This is a genomic window from Nocardia camponoti (assembly GCF_014646135.1).
Classification (GTDB): domain Bacteria; phylum Actinomycetota; class Actinomycetes; order Mycobacteriales; family Mycobacteriaceae; genus Nocardia; species Nocardia camponoti.
Genome location: NZ_BMMW01000002.1, coordinates 861,127 through 883,038, shown reverse-complemented (window position 1 = coordinate 883,038; position 21,912 = coordinate 861,127). Strand labels below are relative to the sequence as shown.

Below are 21,912 nucleotides of genomic sequence, written 5' to 3'. Positions count from 1 at the left end.
CCTTTCTAACTACCGGCGGGCGCCGCGTAGCGGTAGGTGTGGTGGTCGAGGAAACCGAGGTCGCGGTAAAGGGCGAGCGCACCCGCATTACCGACTTCAACCTGCACATACGCGTGCGTCGCGCCGCGTTCGGCACCCCAGCGAATCATTTCGGCACACACGAGCGAGCCGAGGCCGTGCCCGCGATGCGGTTCCGCGACGGCAACGCACGTGAGGCCGACCCAGCGCCGCCCGTCAGGCGCGGTGGTCACCGCCGCGCGGCCGATCGCGAGTGGGTCAGGCAGGCCGAGCGTCGCGAAGCCGAGCACCCCGTCGCCAGCGGGACCAATCGCCGTGAGTACCGCCCGATCGGGCACGCGCGGCGCGGGTTCGGTCGGAATTTCCCCGCGATACTGATGCACGGCGAGCCACCCATCATCGGGTGTTTCAGCGAACCGAACCATCGAAGGACCTTGCGGGAGCACGAAATTCGCGATGTCGAGGCCGAGCACCGCCGTTTCGCTCCAAGTGTTCCAGCCGGTCGGCACCGGCGCGAGTCGGTCGGGAAGTTGAAGCAAAAGCGGTTGGCCGCGCTCGGCGTACCAGCCTGCGATGCGTTCCATTGTCTCGGCCGAAAGCGCGGCGGGCGCGCCGGAATCACCAAGCGGGACAGCCGAATTCGCGCGTCCGGTATAGCCGTTGCCAACGCGAGCGAGCCAGCCGTCAAGCCAGAGTTGGTCGAGTCCCGGCCATGCCGCGGCGGCCGCCGCTTCAAGCGAACGAATCTCGCCGATGCGAATCGGCCTGGGCCCCACGGCTTTCAGTGCGACGACACGGTCGGGTTCAACGGTCACCACCGCGCCGTCGGGCGTGCGCACCGAGACCGGCGTCAACGAAACCAGTTCGCCAATCACATCTGTGAGCGGCTGTGGACTACCCGGAGGTAGTTCGTATCGCAGTACGACGCGCTTGCCAATATCGACCATCAGTCGTCGTGGCCGAACGGATCAGGAACAGTGCCGGGGATCCAGCTCAAACCTGGTGTGCCCCAGCCATTTCGTTTGATTGCCTTCTTCGCGGCCCTCGCGTTGCGACCGATCAGCACGTCGACGTAGAGGAACCCGTCAAGGTGACCGACCTCGTGCTGCAACATGCGCGCGAAGAAATCGCGACCTTCGAGAACAACCGGTTCACCATTCTCGTCGGTGCCAGTGACGCGGGCCCAGTCGGCGCGACCGGTCGGGAACTGCTCGCCCGGCACCGAAAGGCAGCCCTCTTCGTCCTCATCGGGGTCGGGCATGGTCTCGGGAATCTCCGAGGTTTCTAGTACAGGGTTGACAACCACACCCTTGCGACGGATTTGGTTGCCGCTCTCGTCGACGTCGGGGCAGTCGTAAACGAAAAGCCGCTTGCCAACGCCAACCTGGTTGGCGGCCAGCCCAACACCCTTCGACTCGGCGAGCGTGTCGAACATGTCGGCGATAAATTCGGCCAGTTCGGCGGGCGACTCCGTGACCGGCGCGGTCGCATTGTGCAGAACGGGGTCGCCGACGATCACGATGGGGAGAATTGCCATACGCCGATGTTATCGGTCGCTCGAACACGCCGGACCACACGCCGGGCCTTCGGTCGTGCCATGTCGGTGGGCCGTGGTTCAATGGCATCCCGACGTTCAAGAGGGAGCAAGATGGACGGCGCAGCTGCTCGCGACATCCCCAGTACAGAAGCCCAGCAGGCCAGCCCTGATGGTGAAACCGGGCTGAGCAGGCGCGAACTTGAGATCCTCGACTTCGAGCGCAAATGGTGGAAATACGCGGGCGCCAAAGAAGATGCCATCCGCGAACTGTTCGCGATGTCGGCAACGCGCTACTACCAGGTGCTCAACACCATCGTCGACTCCGAAGCCGCCCTCGCCGCCGACCCGATGCTGGTCAAGCGGTTACGTCGCCTGCGGGCAAGCAGGCAGAAGGCGCGCGCTGCACGTCGACTCGGATTTCAGGTCTGACATGACGGCCATCTTCGCCACGATGCGACTAGGGTTGCCCGCGTGAGCAACCCGAATCCAACCCCGGGCGGTCCGCCGCTGCGCGCCCTCGCGATGGTGTTGATCGCGCTGGCCATCGTGTTCGCTGGGCTGGGCGCGATGTCGCTGTCGAATTCCGACGCGAGTGCTACGTCGGCGGAAGGCGAGTCGACCGCGGCGAGTTCGACGACTCAGGCTGCGCCGACCACTCCGTCAACTACGCAGCCGTCGACCACGACAACCGCTACCCCGACGACCACGACGGCAACCACAACCACTTCCGCTGCCGCGCCGACCACCGCTTCCGGTGTCGACCAGAGCGTCCCGGTGCGCGTGCTCAACAACAGTCTCGTGATGGGCCTCGCCGCCCGCACCGCGGCCGAACTCACCGGCAACGGTTGGTCGAATGTCACAACGGGCAACTACAACGGCGAAAACCTCACGACTACCACGGTGTTTTACGGTTCCGGCGCAGGCGAGAAGGCCGCGGCGACCGCGATCGCAAGTCAGATCGGTGGCGTTGCCGCGCCCAAGAATGGCGACGCGTCTACCGGGGTTGTCGTCGTACTTACGGGCAAGTGACTCCACCCAACTACGACGTTGAGTAGTCGGTGCCGAACCCCTTGAACTCGCTATGGCAAGATCACAGCGGTAACACAGCGGTACTGCCCTTCGTAAAGGAGCTTCCTTGATGGCCACGTCGACATCCCGTCGCCCGTCCTGGCGCACTGTCACTCCGGTGCTGGCGGTCGCGGTGTTCGGTCTCGCTGCCTGCTCGAACAGCCAGGAGTCCACTGACGTTAAGGGCACCACCCCGCCGGTGTGGACCAGTTCGCCCGCCCCCGCTGGCGGCGATAGCGGCCACGGCGACAAGGGCCACGGCGGCGATCACGGATCGACCACCCCCAGCCCGAACCCGGCATCGGGCATTCGCGCCGAGCTCAAGGATTCGACCGGCGGCAGCATTGGTCTTGCCACCTTCGGCGTGGAAGGCACCCACCTGGTTGTCACCGTCGAGGCGCACGGCCTCAAGCCGGGCTTCCACGGCCTGCACATCCACACGACCGGTAAGTGTGAAGGCGACTTCGCTTCTGCCGGTGGGCATTTGCAGACCGGCGCTGCCAACGCGCATCCGGCCAGCGGCGATCTCACTTCGCTTCAGGTCATCGCTGATGGCACCGGCAAGCTGGTCACCTACACCGACACCGTGACCCTCGACCAGATCAAGGGCAAGTCGATCATCATCCACGCCGACGCCGACAACTTCGGCAACGTGCCCGCGCGCTACACCCGCGAAGGTGGCACCGGCGCCGACGAAACGTCGCTTACCACCGGTGACGCGGGTGCTCGCGTCGCGTGCGGCGTAATCGGTTAAGCCACAAGGAAATTCGTGATGGCCGAGGCTCGTACTCAGGTTCCTTTCAAAGGTTCGCCCCGGCCAACCATCGGGATTGAGTGGGAAGTCGCGCTGGTCGACAAGGTCACGCGCGACCTCTCCAACACCGCGGCCGAGGTCTTCGACGCGGTTGGCGACCTGCGTTCGCCCGACGGAACGCAGCAGGTCACCAAGGAATTGCTGCGCAACACCGTCGAATTGGTGACCGGTGTGCACGACACTGTCGGCGGCGCTGTCGACGAATTGCGCGGCACGATGGACGCGGTTCGTCGCGCTGCCGACCCGCTTGGTGTCGACCTGTTTTGCGCGGGCACGCACCCGTTCGCGCAATGGTCGTCGCAGCAGCTCACGCCGTCGCCGCATTACGACGAACTCATCGAACGAACCCAGTGGTGGGGTCGGCAGATGCTTATCTGGGGCGTGCATGTGCACGTGGGAGTTTCGCACCCGGAGAAGGTCTTTCCGATCCTGAATTCGCTGCTGCTTTCCTATCCGCATCTGCTCGCGCTTTCGGCGTCGTCGCCGATGTGGTCGGGCGACGACACCGGTTACGCGAGCAACCGGGCACTGATGTTCCAGCAGTTGCCGACCGCCGGGCTGCCGTTCCAGTTTGAAAACTGGCCGCAGTTCGAAGGATTCGTGCACGACCAACTCAAGACGGGCGTTTTCGAACAGCTCGGCGGCATGCACTGGGACATTCGCCCCGCGCCTAAGTGGGGCACGATCGAGATTCGCGTGTGCGATGGGCTTTCGTCGCGTGCGGAGCTGGCTTCGGTTGCGGCACTTATTCATTCGCTTGTTGTCGACCTTGATCGACGACTCGAAGCGGGCGAGACGCTGCCGACGATCCCGCCGTGGCACGTGCAGGAGAACAAGTGGCGTGCGGCGCGCTACGGGCTCGACGCGATCATCATCACGGACGACAAGAGCAATGAGCGATTGGTCACCGATGATCTTGACCGCTTGCTGAACCAGTTGGAGCCGACAGCGAAGCTGCTTGGCTGCGCCGACGAACTGGCTGGCGTCGCCGAAATTCCTCGGCACGGCGCTTCCTACCAGCGGCAACGTCGCGTTGCCGCCGAAACCAATGGCGATTTGGTCGCCGTCGTCGATTCTCTCGTCCGGGAGCTTGATCAATAACGTTACGGCGTTGTTCAGCTACCAAGATTTCTTGCGTTAACCATCCGTTTACGATGGTCAAATGCTGGTGGCACCACTGCGCAGTGGGCGGGATGAGCGGGAGCCTCCCGTTCGCGGTGCGCGCGCGTCGAAATTCCTGATCACCGTCGCTGTCGCGGGCACGGTGTTGCTGCTTGTTGGCTTGCAGATTGTCGCTGATCTTCAGCGCTTCGACGGGCCGCTGGAAAGCCTGTGGCGCGACTACGTCGGCACGCCTAAGTCAATGTCGGTTCCGTGGGCGGGGTTCGTGCTCGCGCTTGTTGGGCTCACGGCTCGTCGTCGCGTGATCGCGTTAGGCGCCGCAATCGGGATTGACGCGATTTTCGCGGTGTTGCGGGTGCTTGACAGTCGTCCGTTTGGTGCGGGCAACGGACCGACCATCGTGCTCACCGGGATCGTCGTTGTCGCGCTATTGCGGTGGCACGGGGCCGAGCGGGTGAACGCGCTGCGCGCCGCGGCGTTGGGTGCGCTGCTGATCTTGGCGACCAAGGTCGGTGACGTGTGGTTGCACGTGAGCTCGGCGGCGCGGCCTCGCGTTTTCGACGAGTACCTCGCGCTCGCCGACCACGCGCTTGGCGAACCGTCGTGGCAGATGGGTCGACTGCTCGATGTCCTTGGGCCCGAGGTGTACGCGGTGCTGCACTGGGTTTACATCGAACTGCCCGTCGCGGCGATTGTTGTCGCGGTGTGGCAGTTGCGTCGGGTGGTGCCGACCGGAGTTTGGCCGACCCATTATTTGGTGCGAACGTTCCTCGTGCTTGGCCTTGTTGGGCCGCTTTGCTACGTGATTTTCCCGGTCGTCGGGCCGATGTTCGCGTACGGGGTTGACGGGCACGGTTTTGCTGTTGGCGACTATTGGCCGTCGGTTGTGCCGCCGATCGACGCGTCGCCGGGTTCACTTCTGTTCGACGGTTTCACGCCACGCAACTGCATGCCGTCGATGCACACCGCATGGGCGCTCGCCGTTTTCATCCACACGCGCCGGGACGTCGACGGCTCGCCAGCACCGCTCTTGCTGCGTTGGGGCGGGACATTTTGGCTGGTAGCGACGTTGTCGGCCACCCTCGGCTTTGGTTACCACTACGGGGTCGACCTGATCGCGGGCGCGGTTTTGTGCATGACGGTTGAGTCGGCATTGCGCGCCCCGGAACTTGGTTGGGGCGCTGCGCGCGTGCGGGTGGTCGGCTTGGGCGCGGGTTTATTCGTGGCATTGCTGGCGTCGTACCGCTATTTGGCGATGCCGATGGCCCAGTACCCGGTCCTTGCGGGCTTGCTGCTGTTGGGCGCTGTGACAGGCTTCGCCGCTTTGTTCTACGCGACGTGGTTTGGTGCGGGTGCGACTTCGGCTTCGACCGAGCCGCACACTCGGGCGGAACTGGCGTAAGCCGCGTCAGGTCGGTGTCGAGCGACTCGGCGTTCAGCGAAATGTGGCTACACTATGACCAGGTAAAATAGCCACAGTGGAGGGTGTGCCATGGAGGTCGGAGTTCGGGAACTGCGTGACCGGCTCAGCAGCTATCTGGCCGACGTCCGAGCGGGCCGCACCGTGACGGTCACTGATCACGGCGTGCCGGTCGCGCGACTGTCGCCTGTTGGTCAACTTAGCGCGTTGGAGAGACTGCGGGCCGAGGGCCGAATTGAGCCCGCACGTAAGGGCAAGCGCCCAGCACCGAAACGCGTGAAAGCTAAGGGAACCGTGAGTGACCTGGTGTCAGACCAGCGCCGGTGATCGCTTACTTTGACACGTCCGCCTTCGTCCCATTGCTGGTCGATGAGCCGAGCAGCGTCAGCTGTGCGCAGGTCTGGGACCTCGCTGATGATGTCGTTTCGAACCGCTTGCTATACGTCGAGTCCGCTGCGGCATTAGCGCAGGCAGAGCGGATGGGGCGACTGGAGATGGGCGAGCACGAACAGGCATTAGCTCAATTGGATGAGTTATGGGCCCAACTTGCGGTTCTCGCCATCGATGAGAGCTTGGTCCGCGATGCTGCGGTTCTCGCCGCCGAGTACGCGCTGAGAGGGTACGACGCTGTACATTGTGCTGCGGCCGCACAGCTACAGGACCCCGATCTGGTTGCGATTTCGGGGGACCGAAAGCTGCTCGCGGCGTGGAAAGCTCTCGGTGTCGCGACGATCGACACGAACGCGCCAGTAGACTGAACCTGTTCGACCGCCGCTAATCCCGGTCGATTTCGTCGCCCAGTTCGTTTACCCGCAGCAAACCGTCGCGGTGGCGCTGTTCTCGGTAGGCCGTTCGGCCGATGAGGTGGGCCACTACCGGGGCCGTAATGCACGTGAAAAGGCCCGTCAAAAGCAGCATCCAAACATCTATGTGGCCGCGCAGGTGGATTGATGCGCCGATCAGGACCATCACCAAACCAACTACCTGGGGTTTTGTTGCCGCGTGCATTCGGGTCAACGTGTCGGGGAAGCGGACTATGCCGATGGCGGCCGTCAACGCGAAAATGTTGCCGCTCACGATCAGGAAGCCCGCGATCCAGGACAGCAGGGTCGCGATCATATGTCGTCCCGAACGCGGAAGCGGGCGACCGCGGCGGAGCCCAGAAAGCCGATCAAAGAGACGGCGACGATCGCCGGGACAGCCGTCGTGTCGTTGCTATAAGCGGCCCAAACCGCAAGTCCCGCAGCGGCAATGGCCGTAAGCGCGTCAACGCCGACAACGCGGTCGAGCGTGCTCGGGCCAGCGAGCACGCGGTAACTGGTGATAATCGCGGCGAGCGCGAGCAGCACTCCGGAAATAACGGCGACGGCGGTCATGGCGCGGTCCCTTCTTCAGCACTTGGCGAATGACGCTCATCGGGCCGCTCAAACGCCTTGATCAGCAAGTATTCGAGCCGTCGAGTGGTCCGATAGAACTTCGCGACGGCCTTCTCACTACCAACATCAAGCACGTGCACATACGCAACCCCGCGCGGCACGTCCAATTCGAGCACCATCGTGCCGGGGATTAGGTTGAGCAGGTCGGTCGCGATCACGACAACCAGGTCGGACTGGATACCGATGCGCACCCGCAAGACCCCAGACACCGGAGGCGCTTCGGGTCGGATAGCGAGCCAGGCAACCTGAATACTTGACTCGATCGCGTAATAGATTGCGACAGCGACTAATTCGAGAAACGAAAGCGGATGAAACCGTCCGACGACGGGAACGCGCGGCAGCGAAAGTCCGTAGGTCACGATGAGCGCGACAACAAGCCCACCGATCACATTCGCCGCACTGAGCGTGCCCCACAACAGCACCCACACCAGCGTGAGCCACGCGAGCACACCAGCCCGCAGCACCTGTTCCCGAATAGGCATTACCGGACCCCTTGCCCAAGAACGGCTTTCACATAGGTGTCCGGGTTATGCAGGTCGTCGGCCGCCCGTTCCGCGATACCGAGCACCGGCCCGGCGAGCACCGTCATCGCAAGACCAGCAACAATAAGCCCGACGGTAGCGAACACCATCAGCCGCGGCATCCGCCCAGGGTCAACGCGCTCGTCGTAATGCACATCTTCCGAATCCTCAACGAGCGTAGGAAGATTCGCCGCAAAGAGGTGGCCCTCGGGCGCTTCCTCGCGCGGTCGCCAAAACGCCTTACTCCACACCCGAGCGACCGCGTACAAGGTGAGCAAGCTCGTCACAACCGAACCGCCAACCAAAACCCACGCGAGCACCGACCCATCAGCCGCACCCGCTTCCAACAGCGCGACCTTCCCAATGAACCCCGAAAATGGCGGAATCCCACCAAGATTCAACGCGGGAACAAGGAACATGACGGCGAGCAACGGGCTCGCCGCCGCCAACCCGCCGATCCGCCGCAGTGAAACCGAACCTGCTTGCCGCTCAACAAGTCCCACCGTCAGGAACAACGCGGTCTGCACCAGAATGTGGTGCGCGATGTAGAAAACGGCACCCGTGAGCCCAGCGATGGTCGCGAGCCCGATGCCGAACACCATGTACCCGATGTGGCTCACGAGCGTGAACGAAAGCAGCCGTCGAATGTCGGTTTGCGCGACCGCGCCAAGCACGCCAACCAGCATCGTCGCCAACCCAGCGACAAGCAGAATGTCATCGAACGCGCCATCGGGAAACCACAGCGTGTGCGTCCGAATGATCGCGTACACACCAACTTTCGTGAGCAAGCCGGCGAAAACGGCGGTCACCGGCGCGGGCGCGGTGGGGTAGGAGTCGGGCAACCAACTCGACAGCGGAAAGACGGCGGCCTTGATCCCAAACGCCACGAGCAGCACCGCGTAACAGGCGTTGCGCACCCCGCTCGGCGTCGCGTCGAGGCGCTCGGCCAATTGCGCGAGGTTGAGCGTGCCGGTCGCGGCGTAGGTGAGGCCGATGCCGATCAGGAAGATCAACGACGAGACCATCGACACCATCACATACGCGACGCCCGTGCGAATCCGTTCTTCAGTCGCACCAACGGTGAGCAGCACGAACGACGCGGCGAGCAGGATTTCAAACCCAACAAACAGGTTGAAAAGGTCGCCAGCGAGGAACGCCATCGAAACGCCAGCGGTCAGCACCAGATAGGTTGGCCGATAGATCGATGTCGGCTGATGCTCATCGCCGTCGGAAATACTTTGTCCCGCACCGTAAATCGCGACGAGCAACAGCACGAATGACGAGACAACGAGCATCGTGGCCGACAGCCGATCGACAACAAGCGTGATGCCAATCGGCGCGTCCCAGCCACCAACCTGAATCGCCGTCGTCCCGTACTCGTCAACCAAATGCAGCAGCAGGCAGCTGATCGCGAGCACGCACGTCAACGCCGAAATCTGCAACGCCGACTGCGTGCGCGGACGTCGCCCGAAAATCAGCGTCGCTGCCGCGCCAAGCATGGGAACAAGCACGGGCAGCGCGGCGAGTTCGCCAATCCAATCGCGGTTCATCGCTCGGGGTCCTCCCGTTCGCGACGGGCAGCCACATGCGCGTCTTCGGGGTCGTCGTTCACATCCTCGCTGGTGGTGAGCATAAAAGCGCGGTAGGCGAGCGCGAGGATGAAGGCGGCGAGGCCCATCGTGATCACGATCGCGGTGAGCACCATTGCTTGGGCAAGCGGGTCGGCGTCGTTGGCGTGCGCGGTGTCGGTTGTGCCCATGATCGGCGGTTTTCCGTCGGGGCCACTGAGCGTGAGAATCAGCAGACACACCGCGTTGCCGAGCAGGATCATGCCGAGCAACATCTTCGAGACAATGCGCTCAAGGATCAAATACACGCCGCACGCGATGAGCACGCCGACGACAAGCAGCAGGAACACGTTGGCGCTCATGACAATTCCTTGTCTAGTCGCGCGCCAAGGCTGCGCAACACATCGAGGGTGAGCCCGACGACAATCAGGTAAACACCGAGGTCGAAGAACACCGAGCTCACGATCTTGATGTGGCCGAGCACCGGCAGCGTCACGTTCCAGATCGCCGACGAAAGCGGCGGCGCGCCGAACAGCAGCGACATCGTCGCCGTGCCAGCCGACATCGCCAACCCCGCCCCAAGCAACTGGCCGGCATCGACCGGGAGCGCTTCGCCAAGCTCGTATCGTCCGCCTGCGAGGTACCGCAGCGTAAGCGCTAGCCCCGCGACGAGACCACCGGCGAAACCACCGCCCGGCGCGTTGTGACCTGCGAAGAAGAAGTACACCGACAGCACCATGATCGTCGGGAACACCAGCCGCGTGGTGATCTGCAGGACCATCGAGCGATCACGTCGGTCGACCAGTCGCGCCGCGGGCAGCCACGAGACCGCGTCGGGATCGTAGTTGGGCGCGTCGGCGGCGCGGGGTGCCGAACCGAACCGGCGACTGCGGAACACCAGCGACGCGACGCCGGTCGCGGCGACGACGAGCACCGAGATTTCGCCGAGCGTGTCCCATGCGCGAATGTCGACGAGAAGCACGTTCACCGCGTTCTTGCCGCCGCCGAGCGTGTACGCGGCACCGGGGATGGCCTCCCAAATCGGGACCGTCGAGCGTGCCGCGGTCGCGAAGATCGCGAGCACAACTACCGTCGCGCCGACGCCACAGCCGAGCATCGCGCGGCCGAGGTTGAAAACGCGACTGTGATCGTGCGAAATTTCCGCCGGAAATGCTCGCAGCACAAGGACAAACGTGACGAGCAGCAGCGTTTCGACGAGGAATTGCGTGAGTGCCAGGTCGGGCGCGCCGTGCAGCGCGAAGATCACGCCGCAGCCGTAGCCGGTGATGCCGACAACCAGGACGCTCGCGAGGCGGTTGCGCAGCATGGTCGCGCCGAGCGCCATCGCGATCATGATCAACCCGATCGCGCCCTGCCACGGCGAATCCCACAGGCGCAGCGAGACTTTCGAGTGCGCGCCAACCGCGAGGAGGACCATCGGCAACACGATCAGGGTGCCGAGGATCAGCGCGAGACTCTCAGGGAGCGAACCGGATTGGAGCGCACCGGTGAGACGGACCGAGAGTCGGTCGAGGGCGTTGAGCGCGGCGTCGTAGTTGCGGTCGGCGTTGCCGAGGCGCGGCCGAGCTGGCTCGGCGATGCGATTGCGTACCAAGAAGATGCAACAGCCAAGGGCGATAACGAAAAGCGTCCACACCAGCACGGAGTTGAAGCCATGCCAGAGCGCGAGGTGTTCGTCGAGGACGCCGGGCAGCGTTTCCGCGTACGGGGCGAGCAGTCGGCCGACGGCCGGTGCCGCGATGCCGCCCGCGATGCCGCCGACTGCCAGTAACGCCGGAGGGGCGAGTAAAGCGAAACCGGGCGAATGCCAAGACATTTCGACGTCCGGTTTCCTACCAAACGCACCCCAAATGAAGCGCGCGCTGTAGGCGACGGTGAGCGCGGCACCAACGGGCACGCCAACCATCAGGAGCAACCCCGCCCACGACGGCAACGTGTCGTCGATCGACCACAGCGCCGACGCGGTCGACTCCTTGCCGACGAAACCGAGCATCGGCGGCAACCCAGCCATACTCGCCGCCGCGAGTACCGCGATCACGAAAAGCCACGGTTCCCGCCGCCCTAGTCCGCTGAGCGCGCGCAAGTCGCGGGTGCCAGCGCCGTGGTCGATGATGCCGACAACCATGAACAGGCACGCTTTGAACATCGCGTGCGCGACAACGAGCGTCATGCCAGCCAGCGCCGCGTCGGGGGTGCCGACGCTGACCACGGTGATCATCAACCCAAGCTGGCTGACCGTGCCAAACGCGAGCACCAGCTTCAAATCATGCACCTGCATCGCACGCCAACCCGCGAGTATCAGCGAGGTGATTCCGAGCGGCAGCACGACAACGTGCCACGCGGGCGAAGTGGCGAACGCGGGTGCGAGTCGCGCCACGAGGTACACGCCCGCTTTCACCATCGCCGCCGCATGCAGATACGCGCTAACCGGCGTGGGCGCGGCCATCGCGCCGGGCAACCAGAAGTGCAGCGGAACGATCGCCGACTTGCTCAGTGCCCCAATCAGAACGAGCACAACCGCGAGCGAGATCGCGAAACCGCCAGGTCGATCGGTGGTCGCCAGGATGTCGGAGAACAGAAACGACCCATAACGCAGGCCGATGATGACGATGCCAACCAGCATCGCGAGCCCGCCTGACGCGGTGACGAGCAACGCTTGAATCGCCGCGCGACGGCTTGCGCTGCGTTCGGCGTAATGACCGACGAGCAGGAACGAAAGTACGGTGGTGATTTCCCAAAACACGTACATCAGCAGCATGTTGTCGCTGGTGACGAGCCCGAACATCGCACCGGCAAAACCGAGCAATTCAGCGGCGAAGAGGCCGAGCCGGGCTTCGTCGCGTTCGAAATACCGTGCGCAATAAACGAGTACGAGTGTGCCGACGCCGAGGACGAGCGTTGCCATGATCGCGGCAAGCGAGTCGAGGCGAAGGTCGATGTTCATCCCGATTTGCGGGGCCCAACTGACTTTCGTCGTGACCGGGTGACCCCAGTTGGCAATGACCCACGCCAGACCGCCGAGCGGGACAAGCGCGAGCGGGTAGAACGCGTTGCGGCCAAAGGATCGCACACACGTTGGCGCGATCAGCGCGGCCACGATGTGTACGACAAGAACGGCGAGCAACTCCGGCTCCGTCAGGTAGGTAGCGGTCGGGTAGCGCGAATTCGATCTTACGGTCACCCACCGACATTGCCCTGCTCATCGGGCTGTCACGTGTCCCATGTCGCGACCATTCAGCTATCAACCGCTCGTCGCGCGGCATGCGGAATGAGGACTACAGGCCGACCGTTGGCCGAGCGGTTTCGGGCGCGCGCAGGCGATACAGCAAGAGCATGCCCGCCGCAGTGCCGACGGTGATCGTGAGCGCGGCACGGCCCGGGGTGCCGGGTTCGGCGAACTCGCCGCCGACTGGCCAGTGTCGCGATGGCGTCGGGATCGACCACACGATCGACGGTAAGAAAAGCGCACCCATCGCCATGACGCCGCTCGGGAGGTAGCGCGCGTTGGTCGAACCGAAGGCGTAGCCGGACGTGAACGCCAACACGGACATGCCAAGCAGCCACGGCCACGATTTCGCGTCGTGGTCGCCGCCGATGGCGATGAGGCAGGTCACGGTCGCGCCGACGTAGGTGAGCTGCGGGAGACTCACGCGTCGCCCGACCACGATCCCGGCGGCCGCGAGCACAAGGACGAGAAGGACGCCGAAACCCAAGCTTTCCGCGTCGCCAAGCGAATCGGCACTGGCCGCGATCGCGACCGCGAGGAGCAGCGCGGTCCCGTCGCGACCGGGCAGCAGCAATGCGGCCGCGAAGGTTGCCGCGACCGAAACGACCGCGGCAACGGAGACGACGGTCAAGTTGCTCGTCGCCTGGTCGTAGCGCTGGGAAAGCCATTCGGTCGCGACAAGCAGCGTGAGTGAGAGGACCGTCGCGGCGAGAATCGGCGAGATCGGCAACTCGACGGGCGCGCGCACCGCGGCCGCTGGCATGAAGCTGTGCCGATGCCGCCACGCGCTGATCGCGAGCAGCACGCAACAAACCGCGATGAGCCACAACGGGGTCTGGGTCGCGGTGTCCATCGCGTTGAGGTCGTCGTCGAACATCGCGACGAACTCGCCGTAGATGAAGACCATGATCGTGCCAAGCGCCAGACCGAGCGCGGGCAGCGCGCGACGCAACGCCGCGATCCCGAGCGCGCCATAAACAACTGAGCCGCACATCGCGTCGGCGTAATTTTGGCTAGTCAGCACGTCCGGTGACGAAAAGTAAAGACCAATCACGTAATTGAGGCCAAGTGCGATGGCACCGACTGTCGCGACCGTCCACGCGAGCACCGGCTTCACCGATGGGTAGAGCATGACCGCGACGACGGCCGCGATGATCAGCCCAAGCGCGGCGGCGCGGGGAACACTGTTGACGAGACTGGCGACCCGAAACGGGGAACCGACGGCGGCCGCAGTGGCGAAGGTGAACGGCAGAAAAAGTGCCATTCCAGCGACGATGGCACCGACAAACGCGGTGACCATATCCCAAACATCGACTCGCCGCACCGCCCGAGAGTACTTCTAAGGTAGGCGTTGACCTGGCATTTCCGGCCTCGGCGCGGTGCGCCCGCCGCCTACGACCCGGCGCGATCGTCGGCGTAGCGGCGCAGCGCTTCGACCTGGGCGGGGTCTAGCGACGGGCGTACCCGGGTGCGCGCGGTCGCCACGTCTTCGGCGGTCACGTCGGCCGCCGACATGTCGCGGCGCAAGGCGACTAAGGCCGCTTCGCGGAGCAGGGCCGCGCAGTCGGCGGCGGAGTAGCCGTCGAGGTCATCGGCTAGCGCGGTCAGGTCGACGTCGGCTGCCAGCGGGACCGAGCGCGCGGACGTCTTGAGGATTTCCGCGCGAGCCGGGGCGTCCGGGGGCGGAACGAACACCGGTCGTTCGAGGCGGCCGGGGCGCAACAGCGCCGGGTCGATCAACTCGGGGCGGTTCGTCGCGCCGACAACAACAACGTCGCGCAGCGGTTCGACACCGTCGAGTTCGGTGAGCAGCGCCGCGACGACGCGATCGGAAACTCCTGAATCGCTGCTCTGGCCTCGACGCGGCGCGAGTGCGTCGATTTCGTCGAGGAAGATCAGCGACGGCGCGGAATCCCTTGCGCGCTGGAACAATTCGCGAACAGCCCGCTCCGACGAGCCGACCCACTTGTCCATCAGCTCAGCACCCTTGACGGAGTGGACGCTTAACTGGCCGGTGCCCGCGAGCGCGCGGACGAGGAACGTTTTGCCGCACCCCGGCGGCCCGTAGAGCAGCACCCCGCGCGGCGGTTCGACGCCGAGTCGGGCGAAGGAATCGGGGTGGCGCAACGGCCAAAGCACGGCTTCGGTGAGCGCCTGTTTGGTTTCCACCATGTCGCCAACGTCGTCGAGGCTCAGCGAGCCAATCGCTAATTCCTCTGTGCCCGAACGTGATAGCGGGCGGATCACGTCGAGTGCGCCGATCAAATCCGCTTGGGTGAGTTCCGGCGACTTCCGTTCGCGACTTGCCCTCGCCGCCGCGCGCACGGCAGCTTCGCGACTGAGGGCGGTGAGGTCAGCGGCGACGAAACCGGGTGTGCGCGAAGCGATTACCGCGAAGTCCAGGTCGTCGCTGGTCGGCACTTTCCGCAACAGTTGCTCAAGCAGTGCCTCGCGCGTGACCGCCGTCGGGAGCGGCAGGGTGAGCTCACGGTCGCAGAGGTCGGGGGCGCGTAGGCGTGGGTCGACGCGATCGGGGTGCGCGGTGGTTGCGAGTAACGCGACGCCCGGTGTCGCGACGGCGGCGCGGAGCTGGTCGAGGATCAGGGTTGCGACGGGTTCGGCGTCGGCTGGCAGCAGCGCGTCGATGTCGGTGATGAGCAGAACACCTTGTGACGCGACGATTTCCGCTACCGCGTTCGCGACCTCGCGCAGTCGAGAGCCGCCTTCGAGGGCGCCGATCGTCGGCCCATCAAGCTCGATCACGCGACGGGGTGCCGCGACGGCTTTGGCGAGCGTCGCTTTGCCGACTCCGGCAGGCCCGGTGATCAACACACCCAGGTTGGGCTGCGCGCCAAGGGTTTTCAATAGTTCTGGCTCATCAAGCGCGAGATTGAGCCATTCATTGAGCTTGTTGGCTTGCCCGGAAACCCCGGCAAGATCGCTGACCGGAACAGTTGGCGTTCGCGACTCAGCGCCCTCATTGGCCGCGTCGCCTTCGGCCCAGGTCCCGGCCCCGCCCCGCGCTCTATCCGCGTTCGCGTCAGCTATCCCGACCCCGCGAATTGACGTCCCCCTGCCGAACGTTCCTGTCTCGCCCGGACTCGAATCACTCTGTCCCTCTTCGCGTTCCCGCGCATGCCGAAGCGCAGGCGCACCCGGCCCCCAGTTCACCGCCGTGTTCGGCTGAATGCTCACCGGTCCATCGCTCGGGTCGATCGCGGTGACGGTCAGCAGTTCGGTTGTCCACGCCACCCCAAACGCTCGCGACAGCGCCTGCGTGGTCGCGCTTGAGCTGATGTCCGGGCCGAGGTCGCGGGGGAGCAGTGAGATGGCGTCACCAACGGTGACGACCTTGCCGAGCAGTGCCTGACGCAGCACGGTGGGGCTGATCCCCGCCATCGCCTGCGCCGACCCGCTCACCGAAACCTGGCGCGCGCCCTGCACCGCGACGGGCGCGACGACGACCGACGCGTTCTCCTTCAACCCCGCGTTGGACAGCGTGACATCGTCGAGCAACGCGACCCCAACGGGCGTCCCAGCGGGAGCCTTTCCGACAACGGCAGCAGTCCGTCGACCGCCGACCAGTTCGATACCGTCCCACTCACGCAAGCCAAGCGCGACAAGCGCTTCCGGGTGCAGACGAAGGACCCCGCGTCGCGCGTCGGCGGCGGACGGGTTGAGCCGAGCGGTAAGCGCGAGATCAGCCACGTTTTGATCCTACGGAGGTCCGCAACCAAGCCGTCAAGCGCTCGTTTAGCGACAGCCAACCCGCGCCCGTTAGTCTGCACCGGACTCGCCGGACCGACCGGCGGCTGATTCATGGGGACGCCTCACATGAAACGAATCTCGCTCGTACTTGCCGCAGCGGTGCTCACGGCGGCGCTGGCCGGATGCGGTTCCGACGACGAATCAACCGACGCGAACGGCCTGCGTAAGGGGACGCCGGGCGCGTCGGCGACGACGACCGCAGCCCCGACGACGACGAGCAAAGCGCCAGCGACGACCAAGGCCGACGCGACGACGACAACCAGCGCGGCACCCGCCACACCAAGCGCGACCATCACCTGCCGTGAGTTCAAAACTCTCGACGAAGCCGGCCAAAAGCTGGCGATCGAGGCGATCCTCGCCGCGAACCCCGGCGGCGCGTTCGATGGCAGCCCGAACATGGCGCTCAGCACCGCGAAGCTGATCTGCCTCGTGCCCGGCAATGCCGACAAGCCCGTCGCGAGCGCGGCGGGGATGCGCCCCTAGTGCAGCAGGGACTGCCAGTCCGGCGGTACGTTGCCCGCCGGGCCAGGCACCGGCTGATCAACGGGATGGCTTGTCGCAGGAGCTAATTCGGGCCCACTGCTGTACATCTCGTTGGTTCGGTAGTCCCAAAACCACTCTTCGCCCGGCTCATAGCTCTGCATGAACGGGTGCGACGTCGTCTCGTAATGCTTGGTCGCGTGCTGCGACGGGGAACTGTCGCAGCACCCGACGTGCCCGCATTGCGCGCAACGCCGCAGGTGAAACCACCACCCGCCGGTCTCGGTGCATTCGACGCAGCCGGGGCCGCTCGAAGAGACGCTTGGGTTGATGCCGTCGAACTCGTCAGCCATGGTTGGCGATTGTCCCCTCATCGGCGTCGTTAGTGGGGGATTCCAGCGGGAGGCGGACGATGAATCGCGTGTCGCCCGGCTCCGAATCCACTCGGATATCGCCATTGTGCTTGTTGACGACGATGCGGAACGAGATGTCGAGACCGAGCCCAGTGCCGTCGCCGACCGGCTTGGTTGTGAAGAACGGTTCGAAGATTCGGCCGCGCGCTTCAGGTGCGATGCCGCCGCCGGTGTCACCGATTTCGACTGCGACACAATCGTTTTCACGATAGGTGCGGATGGTGAGCGTGCCGTTGCCGCCCATCGCGTAAACCGCGTTGTCGATGAGGTTGGTCCACACCTGGTTGAGTTCGGCGGCGTAGCAGGGGATGGGCGGCAGCGAGCGGTCGTAATCCTTGACCACCCGCACGCCGTCGCCGAGCTTGCGGTTGAGCATCACCAGTGTTGAATCGAGCAGTTCGTGCACGTCAACGACCTGGAACGGCGCGCGATCCATCTGCGAGTACTGCTTCGCCGCACCGACAAGCGTGGAGATGCGCGTTGTTGAATCGGCGATCTCGTTCATCAACAGTTCGGTTTCGACGGTGTAGTTGAGCCAGCGGATCGCGCCTTCAAACGCCTGGTCACCACATCCGGCAAGCGCACCGTGGACACCTTCGAGCCAGTCGATTTCGAGACCAGCCTGCACGAACGTCGGCGCGATCGACCAGCCGTCGGCGATGCCGTGTTCATCGAGCCAGTCTGCCAGCGCGTCTTCGCGGTCGGCCGCTTCCAGCGGGGAGAGATCGGGCGCTTTCGCGACTTGATCTGCTGCCTGTTCTTGCAGGTCGACCAGGGCGACGAGCGCTTCGGGTGTGAACTTGCCCGACGCCATCATCTTCAGTTTGTGCCGCATCCCCGCGACGCGCTCGCGCAACCCCGACGTCGCACGTACGGCGGCAGCCGCCGGATTGTTGAGTTCATGCGTGAGTCCGGCCGATAGCGAGCCGAGCGCGAGCAAGCGTTCCCGCTCGGCGATGCGCTGGCTCGACTTCTGCCCGCCGTAAAACGCACCTTCAAGCAGGTGAACTGCCATCGGGAACCACTCGTGCATCATCGCAGAGAAGTCACCAGCGTCGAGCACGAGAAATCGCGAGCGACGTTCGACGTAAAGCGAGCTGTTGTAGTTTTGGTTCACCTTGTCGCCTAGGTACGCCATCCACGCGCCCGAATACACGCCGCGATGATCGGTGCGATTGAGCTCGATCTCCATCCCGCCCGACAGCTTCGTGAGCCGCACTTCGCCGTCGATGAGCACGTAGAAGCAGGTGGCAGGGTCGCCTTCGCGGTAGACCGGACCGGGTTCGATGTATTCAATGCGACCCGCTTCGCACAGTTGCGCGAGCTGGGCGTCGGTGAGTTTCTCGAAAAGGAAAAGCGTCCGCAGTTCCTCGGGATCGCAGATCGTGCCCATGTGGTTTCCTCGGTTAGGCCAGGTAGCGGTGAACGAGCATGACGGCCATCGCACCCTCACCGACGGCGGACGCGACGCGTTTCGCGGAGTCGGCGTGCACGTCGCCCGCGACGAAGACGCCGGGCACGCTTGTCTCCAAATGGTGTGGGGGCCTTGGCAATTCCCACCCGGCTGGGCGCGCGCCGTCGACCATCAGGTCGGGCCCGGCAAGCACGTAACCGGCGTCGTCGCGGGTGACGACGCCGTCGAGCCAGCTAGTTTGCGGGGCAGCGCCGATGAAGAGGAAAAGGCGTTGCGCGTCGACCTTTTCTTCCGTACCAGCGGCATTGTCGCGCAAGATGATTCGCTCGACGTGATCGTCGCTGTCCACACCGATCACCTCGGTGCGCGGGTGCACGATGATGTTGTCGATCTCGGCGATCTGCTGAATCAAATAGTGCGACATCGACTGCTCAAGCGACTCCGCCCGCACGATGAGGTGAACACGACGGGCGTTGCGCGACAAGAAGACTGCCGCTTGGCCCGCTGAGTTCGCGCCACCGACGATGTAGACCTCTTGGTTCGCGCACTCGGCAGCCTCGGTCATCGCGGAGCCGTAATACACACCGCGACCAGTAAATTCGTCGATACCTGGCGCGGGATGGCGTCGGTAGTCGACGCCTGTCGCGATCAAAACCGTGTGCGCGCACAGGCTTCCACCATCGGCGAAGCGAACGGTACGCGCTGACCCGTTGACCTCCAGCGCGACAACGTCGCGGGTCGTGATGATTTCCGCGCCAAACTTGGCGGCCTGTCTGCGGGCGCGGTCGGCGAGCTGAGAACCCGAAACCCCGTCTGGGAAGCCAAGATAATTTTCGATACGCGAACTCTGCCCAGCCTGACCACCGGTTGCGGTGCGTTCGACGAGTACCGTCCGCAGCCCTTCCGACGCGCCGTACACCGCGGCCCCCAGGCCAGCCGGTCCACCGCCGACGACGATCAAGTCGTAGAAGTCGCCGCTGGCTTCGATGGTGAGCCCGACATTTTCGGCCAACTCGCTGTCGGTCGGCTGGATCAACGGTTGCCCGTCGGCGGTGATGACAACCGGACAACATGTCGTTGTCGCGCCCGCCGCCTCAAGCAGGCGCGCGCCCTCGGGCTCGTCGGCGGGGTACCAGCGATACGGTAATTGGTTGCGCGCCAAGAACTCTCGCACCTGCGACGACCGAGGTGACCAGCGGTCGCCAACGACCTTCGTCTCATAAACCGGGCGCTGCTCAGCACTACGCCATGCGGCAAGCAGTTCGTCGAGCACCGGGTAGAGCTTTTCCTCTGGCGGATCCCACGGCTTGAGCAGGTAGTGATCAAGGTCGACGACATTGATCGCGTTGATAGCGGCCGTGGTGTCGGCGTAGGCGGTGAGCAGTACCCGACGTGCGAACGGATGCAGGTCCATCGCCTGTTCGAGGAACTCGATGCCATCCATGCCGGGCATCCGATAATCGGCGATGAGCACCGCGACCGGCTGCCCGCGCAACTTCAGCTCGCGCAGCGTCTCCAGCGCGACCTGCCCTGATTCGGCTCGCAGAATGCGGTAATCGGCCCCGTAACGGCGGCGCAGGTCGCGCACCACCGCCCGGGAGACGCCAGGATCGTCGTCAACGCTCAAAATGGCTGGCTTGGTTACCGAAGGAGTGCTCACTCGATCAAGTATCCCCCCAATCGGGGGCTGATTCAGAACTGCCGATGCTGCACTAAATCGAGCTCGGTGGGCGTGAGGAGCCGCTCTAATCGTTCCTCACGCCGGGATCGGCCAACGAACGCGCCGCGTAACGCGGAATGCGAATCGGGGGAAATTGCGGGGAGCAGTGGGACTTCGTTAGCGCCTGGCCTGCGGGGCAGGAACGAACGCAGTTTCACGGCGGATCACCTCGGACCTCATAACGGTCAAGCCACAGCAGATTTGCGATAAGTTTGCCAGATGGGTCCGATGCGGCGCAACCGGGATAGCTACTTCCACGGCGGCAGCGTGACAACCTGTGCGGCATAGGAAAGTCCGGCGCCGAAGGCGATCAAGAGCGCGGTGTCGCCGGGGGAAGACTCGCCTTTGCGGAGCAACGCTTCCATCGCGAGCGGAACCGACGCGGCCGACGTATTGCCTGATTCCGCAATGTCATTGGCGAGGGCGCAGTGCTCAGGCAGATTCAGCACGCGGGCCATGATTTCGATGATCCGACCGTTGGCCTGATGCGGGATCATCGCGTCGAGGTCGTCGGTGGTCAGCCCTGCCCGCTCAATCGCGCCACGGCACACCTTTTCCAGCGAGTGCGCTGCCCAACGGAAGACGGCGGTGCCTTCCATCGCGAGGTAGGGCCGGGTGGCTTCGGAACCGTGCTCGGCGACCTCGTCGAGGTAGGTCATCCAGTCTTTGGTCTGCTTGATCGCTTGGTGCTGGCTGCCGTCGGAACCCCATTCGACCGGGCCGATGCCGGTGGTGTCGGACGCGCCGACGATCACCGCGCCAGCGCCGTCGGCGAAGAGGAACGCCGTCGAACGGTCGGTTGGGTCGATCGTGTCGGTGAGTTTTTCGACGCCGATGACAAGCACGTTGGTTGCCGTACCGCCGCGAACCAGGTCCGACGCCAGTGCGACCGCATGGCAGAAGCCAGCGCAACCAGCGGAAATGTCGAACGCGGGAACGCCGACCATGCCGAGTTCGGTTGCGATCGCGGGTGCGATGGCCGGGGTTTGCATCAGGTGCGTCGAGGTGGCGACGATGACGCAACCAACCGATTCGACCGGAATGCCAGCGGCAGCGATCGCGCCGTCGGCGGCGGCGACGCTCATGCTCTGGATCGTTTCCGAAGCCGACGCGAAACGGCGTGTTTTGATGCCCGAGCGGGTCTGAATCCACTCGTCGCTTGAGTTGATTGGGCCTGCGACCTCTTCGTTGGTGACCACCCGTTCCGGGCGATATACCCCGAGTCCGAGCAGCGCGGTGTGCTCGGTGCCAGGTGTCTGGGCGATGTGAGCAGCCATCGTGGTTCTCCTATGTACCTTCTCGACCGTCGGGATTACCGCCGGGTGTACGCGAGCCAGCGAAATCAGCGCCCTATGTCGGTTTGACC

Annotated in this window: 22 protein-coding genes; 8 read left to right on the top strand and 14 right to left on the bottom strand. The window is 64.5% G+C overall.

Annotated features, from left to right (window positions below; all coding sequences use genetic code 11):
• Nucleotides 1-5: 5 nt before the first annotated feature.
• Together IEX78_RS12185 and IEX78_RS12180 are read right to left on the bottom strand one after the other, a co-directional pair.
• Entirely contained in the window at nucleotides 6-965 is a 960-nt protein-coding gene (locus IEX78_RS12185; protein WP_188829008.1) for an N-acetylglutamate synthase, CG3035 family, read from the bottom strand.
• Nucleotides 965-1,555 (bottom strand): peptide deformylase, encoded by a 591-nt coding sequence (locus IEX78_RS12180; RefSeq protein ID WP_188829007.1) that lies wholly within the window; start codon nucleotides 1,553-1,555, stop codon nucleotides 965-967. The genes IEX78_RS12185 and IEX78_RS12180 overlap by 1 nt, the downstream gene beginning before the upstream one ends.
• A 111-nt stretch (nucleotides 1,556-1,666) precedes the next feature.
• Here IEX78_RS12180 and napA point away from each other — a divergent pair, with 111 nt between their 5' ends.
• From napA to IEX78_RS12145, 7 genes are all read left to right on the top strand, one after another.
• Entirely contained in the window at nucleotides 1,667-1,984 is a 318-nt protein-coding gene (gene napA / locus IEX78_RS12175) for a nucleoid-associated protein NapA (protein WP_188829006.1), read from the top strand.
• Nucleotides 1,985-2,026: 42 nt separating this feature from the next.
• Complete coding sequence (locus tag IEX78_RS12170) at nucleotides 2,027-2,584, top strand: LytR C-terminal domain-containing protein (RefSeq protein WP_229683903.1); 558 nt, start codon at nucleotides 2,027-2,029, stop codon at nucleotides 2,582-2,584.
• 109 nt (nucleotides 2,585-2,693) lie between these two features.
• Nucleotides 2,694-3,377 (top strand): superoxide dismutase[Cu-Zn], encoded by a 684-nt coding sequence (sodC, locus tag IEX78_RS12165; protein WP_188829005.1) that lies wholly within the window; start codon nucleotides 2,694-2,696, stop codon nucleotides 3,375-3,377.
• Nucleotides 3,378-3,395: 18 nt separating this feature from the next.
• Entirely contained in the window at nucleotides 3,396-4,538 is a 1,143-nt protein-coding gene (locus IEX78_RS12160) for a glutamate--cysteine ligase (protein WP_188829004.1), read from the top strand.
• A 61-nt stretch (nucleotides 4,539-4,599) separates the two neighbouring features.
• The gene (locus IEX78_RS12155) at nucleotides 4,600-5,961 is read left to right on the top strand and encodes a phosphatase PAP2 family protein (RefSeq protein WP_188829003.1); all 1,362 of its coding nucleotides are present in this window, start codon (nucleotides 4,600-4,602) and stop codon (nucleotides 5,959-5,961) included.
• 90 nt (nucleotides 5,962-6,051) lie between these two features.
• Nucleotides 6,052-6,306, top strand: a complete 255-nt coding sequence (locus IEX78_RS12150; RefSeq protein WP_188829002.1) for a type II toxin-antitoxin system Phd/YefM family antitoxin — start codon at nucleotides 6,052-6,054, stop codon at nucleotides 6,304-6,306.
• Nucleotides 6,303-6,737: a type II toxin-antitoxin system VapC family toxin gene (locus IEX78_RS12145; protein WP_188829001.1), complete on the top strand. Its 435-nt coding sequence runs from the start codon at nucleotides 6,303-6,305 to the stop codon at nucleotides 6,735-6,737. Before IEX78_RS12150 ends, IEX78_RS12145 begins: the two co-directional genes overlap by 4 nt.
• A gap of 16 nt (nucleotides 6,738-6,753) precedes the next feature.
• On the opposite strand, the gene mnhG is transcribed toward IEX78_RS12145, so the two are convergent.
• The 8 genes from mnhG to IEX78_RS12105 all read right to left on the bottom strand — a co-directional run bounded on the left by mnhG (nucleotide 6,754) and on the right by IEX78_RS12105 (nucleotide 16,459).
• The gene (gene mnhG, locus IEX78_RS12140; RefSeq protein WP_373291567.1) at nucleotides 6,754-7,098 is read right to left on the bottom strand and encodes a monovalent cation/H(+) antiporter subunit G; all 345 of its coding nucleotides are present in this window, start codon (nucleotides 7,096-7,098) and stop codon (nucleotides 6,754-6,756) included.
• Nucleotides 7,095-7,355, bottom strand: a complete 261-nt coding sequence (locus tag IEX78_RS12135; RefSeq protein ID WP_188829000.1) for a monovalent cation/H+ antiporter complex subunit F — start codon at nucleotides 7,353-7,355, stop codon at nucleotides 7,095-7,097. Before IEX78_RS12135 ends, mnhG begins: the two co-directional genes overlap by 4 nt.
• The gene (locus IEX78_RS12130; RefSeq protein WP_188828999.1) at nucleotides 7,352-7,897 is read right to left on the bottom strand and encodes a Na+/H+ antiporter subunit E; all 546 of its coding nucleotides are present in this window, start codon (nucleotides 7,895-7,897) and stop codon (nucleotides 7,352-7,354) included. The genes IEX78_RS12135 and IEX78_RS12130 overlap by 4 nt, the downstream gene beginning before the upstream one ends.
• The gene (locus tag IEX78_RS12125; RefSeq protein ID WP_188828998.1) at nucleotides 7,897-9,486 is read right to left on the bottom strand and encodes a Na+/H+ antiporter subunit D; all 1,590 of its coding nucleotides are present in this window, start codon (nucleotides 9,484-9,486) and stop codon (nucleotides 7,897-7,899) included. Before IEX78_RS12125 ends, IEX78_RS12130 begins: the two co-directional genes overlap by 1 nt.
• Nucleotides 9,483-9,866: a Na(+)/H(+) antiporter subunit C gene (locus IEX78_RS12120; RefSeq protein ID WP_188828997.1), complete on the bottom strand. Its 384-nt coding sequence runs from the start codon at nucleotides 9,864-9,866 to the stop codon at nucleotides 9,483-9,485. Before IEX78_RS12120 ends, IEX78_RS12125 begins: the two co-directional genes overlap by 4 nt.
• Entirely contained in the window at nucleotides 9,863-12,649 is a 2,787-nt protein-coding gene (locus IEX78_RS12115) for a Na+/H+ antiporter subunit A (RefSeq protein ID WP_188829542.1), read from the bottom strand. Before IEX78_RS12115 ends, IEX78_RS12120 begins: the two co-directional genes overlap by 4 nt.
• A gap of 151 nt (nucleotides 12,650-12,800) precedes the next feature.
• Nucleotides 12,801-14,075: a hypothetical protein gene (locus tag IEX78_RS12110; protein ID WP_188828996.1), complete on the bottom strand. Its 1,275-nt coding sequence runs from the start codon at nucleotides 14,073-14,075 to the stop codon at nucleotides 12,801-12,803.
• Between the two features lie 68 nt (nucleotides 14,076-14,143).
• Nucleotides 14,144-16,459 carry an AAA family ATPase gene (locus IEX78_RS12105; protein ID WP_188828995.1) on the bottom strand — a complete coding sequence of 772 codons (2,316 nt, stop codon included), beginning with the start codon at nucleotides 16,457-16,459 and terminating at the stop codon, nucleotides 14,144-14,146.
• Between the two features lie 126 nt (nucleotides 16,460-16,585).
• Between IEX78_RS12105 and IEX78_RS12100 the strand changes: the two genes are divergently transcribed.
• Nucleotides 16,586-17,002, top strand: a complete 417-nt coding sequence (locus tag IEX78_RS12100) for a hypothetical protein (RefSeq protein ID WP_188828994.1) — start codon at nucleotides 16,586-16,588, stop codon at nucleotides 17,000-17,002.
• Here the strand turns inward: IEX78_RS12100 and IEX78_RS12095 are convergent.
• The 4 genes from IEX78_RS12095 to IEX78_RS12080 form a co-directional block, all read right to left on the bottom strand.
• A complete protein-coding gene (locus IEX78_RS12095; protein WP_188828993.1) occupies nucleotides 16,999-17,352 on the bottom strand; it encodes a UBP-type zinc finger domain-containing protein in 354 nt (117 codons plus the stop codon). The two genes, IEX78_RS12100 and IEX78_RS12095, sit on opposite strands and share 4 nt — an antisense overlap.
• Nucleotides 17,345-18,805, bottom strand: coding sequence for an ATP-binding protein (locus IEX78_RS12090; protein ID WP_188828992.1), 1,461 nt, complete (start codon nucleotides 18,803-18,805; stop codon nucleotides 17,345-17,347). The genes IEX78_RS12095 and IEX78_RS12090 overlap by 8 nt, the downstream gene beginning before the upstream one ends.
• A 13-nt stretch (nucleotides 18,806-18,818) precedes the next feature.
• The gene (locus tag IEX78_RS12085; RefSeq protein ID WP_188828991.1) at nucleotides 18,819-20,486 is read right to left on the bottom strand and encodes an NAD(P)/FAD-dependent oxidoreductase; all 1,668 of its coding nucleotides are present in this window, start codon (nucleotides 20,484-20,486) and stop codon (nucleotides 18,819-18,821) included.
• 308 nt (nucleotides 20,487-20,794) lie between these two features.
• Nucleotides 20,795-21,823, bottom strand: coding sequence for a beta-ketoacyl-ACP synthase III (locus IEX78_RS12080; RefSeq protein WP_188828990.1), 1,029 nt, complete (start codon nucleotides 21,821-21,823; stop codon nucleotides 20,795-20,797).
• Nucleotides 21,824-21,912 lie beyond the last annotated feature (89 nt).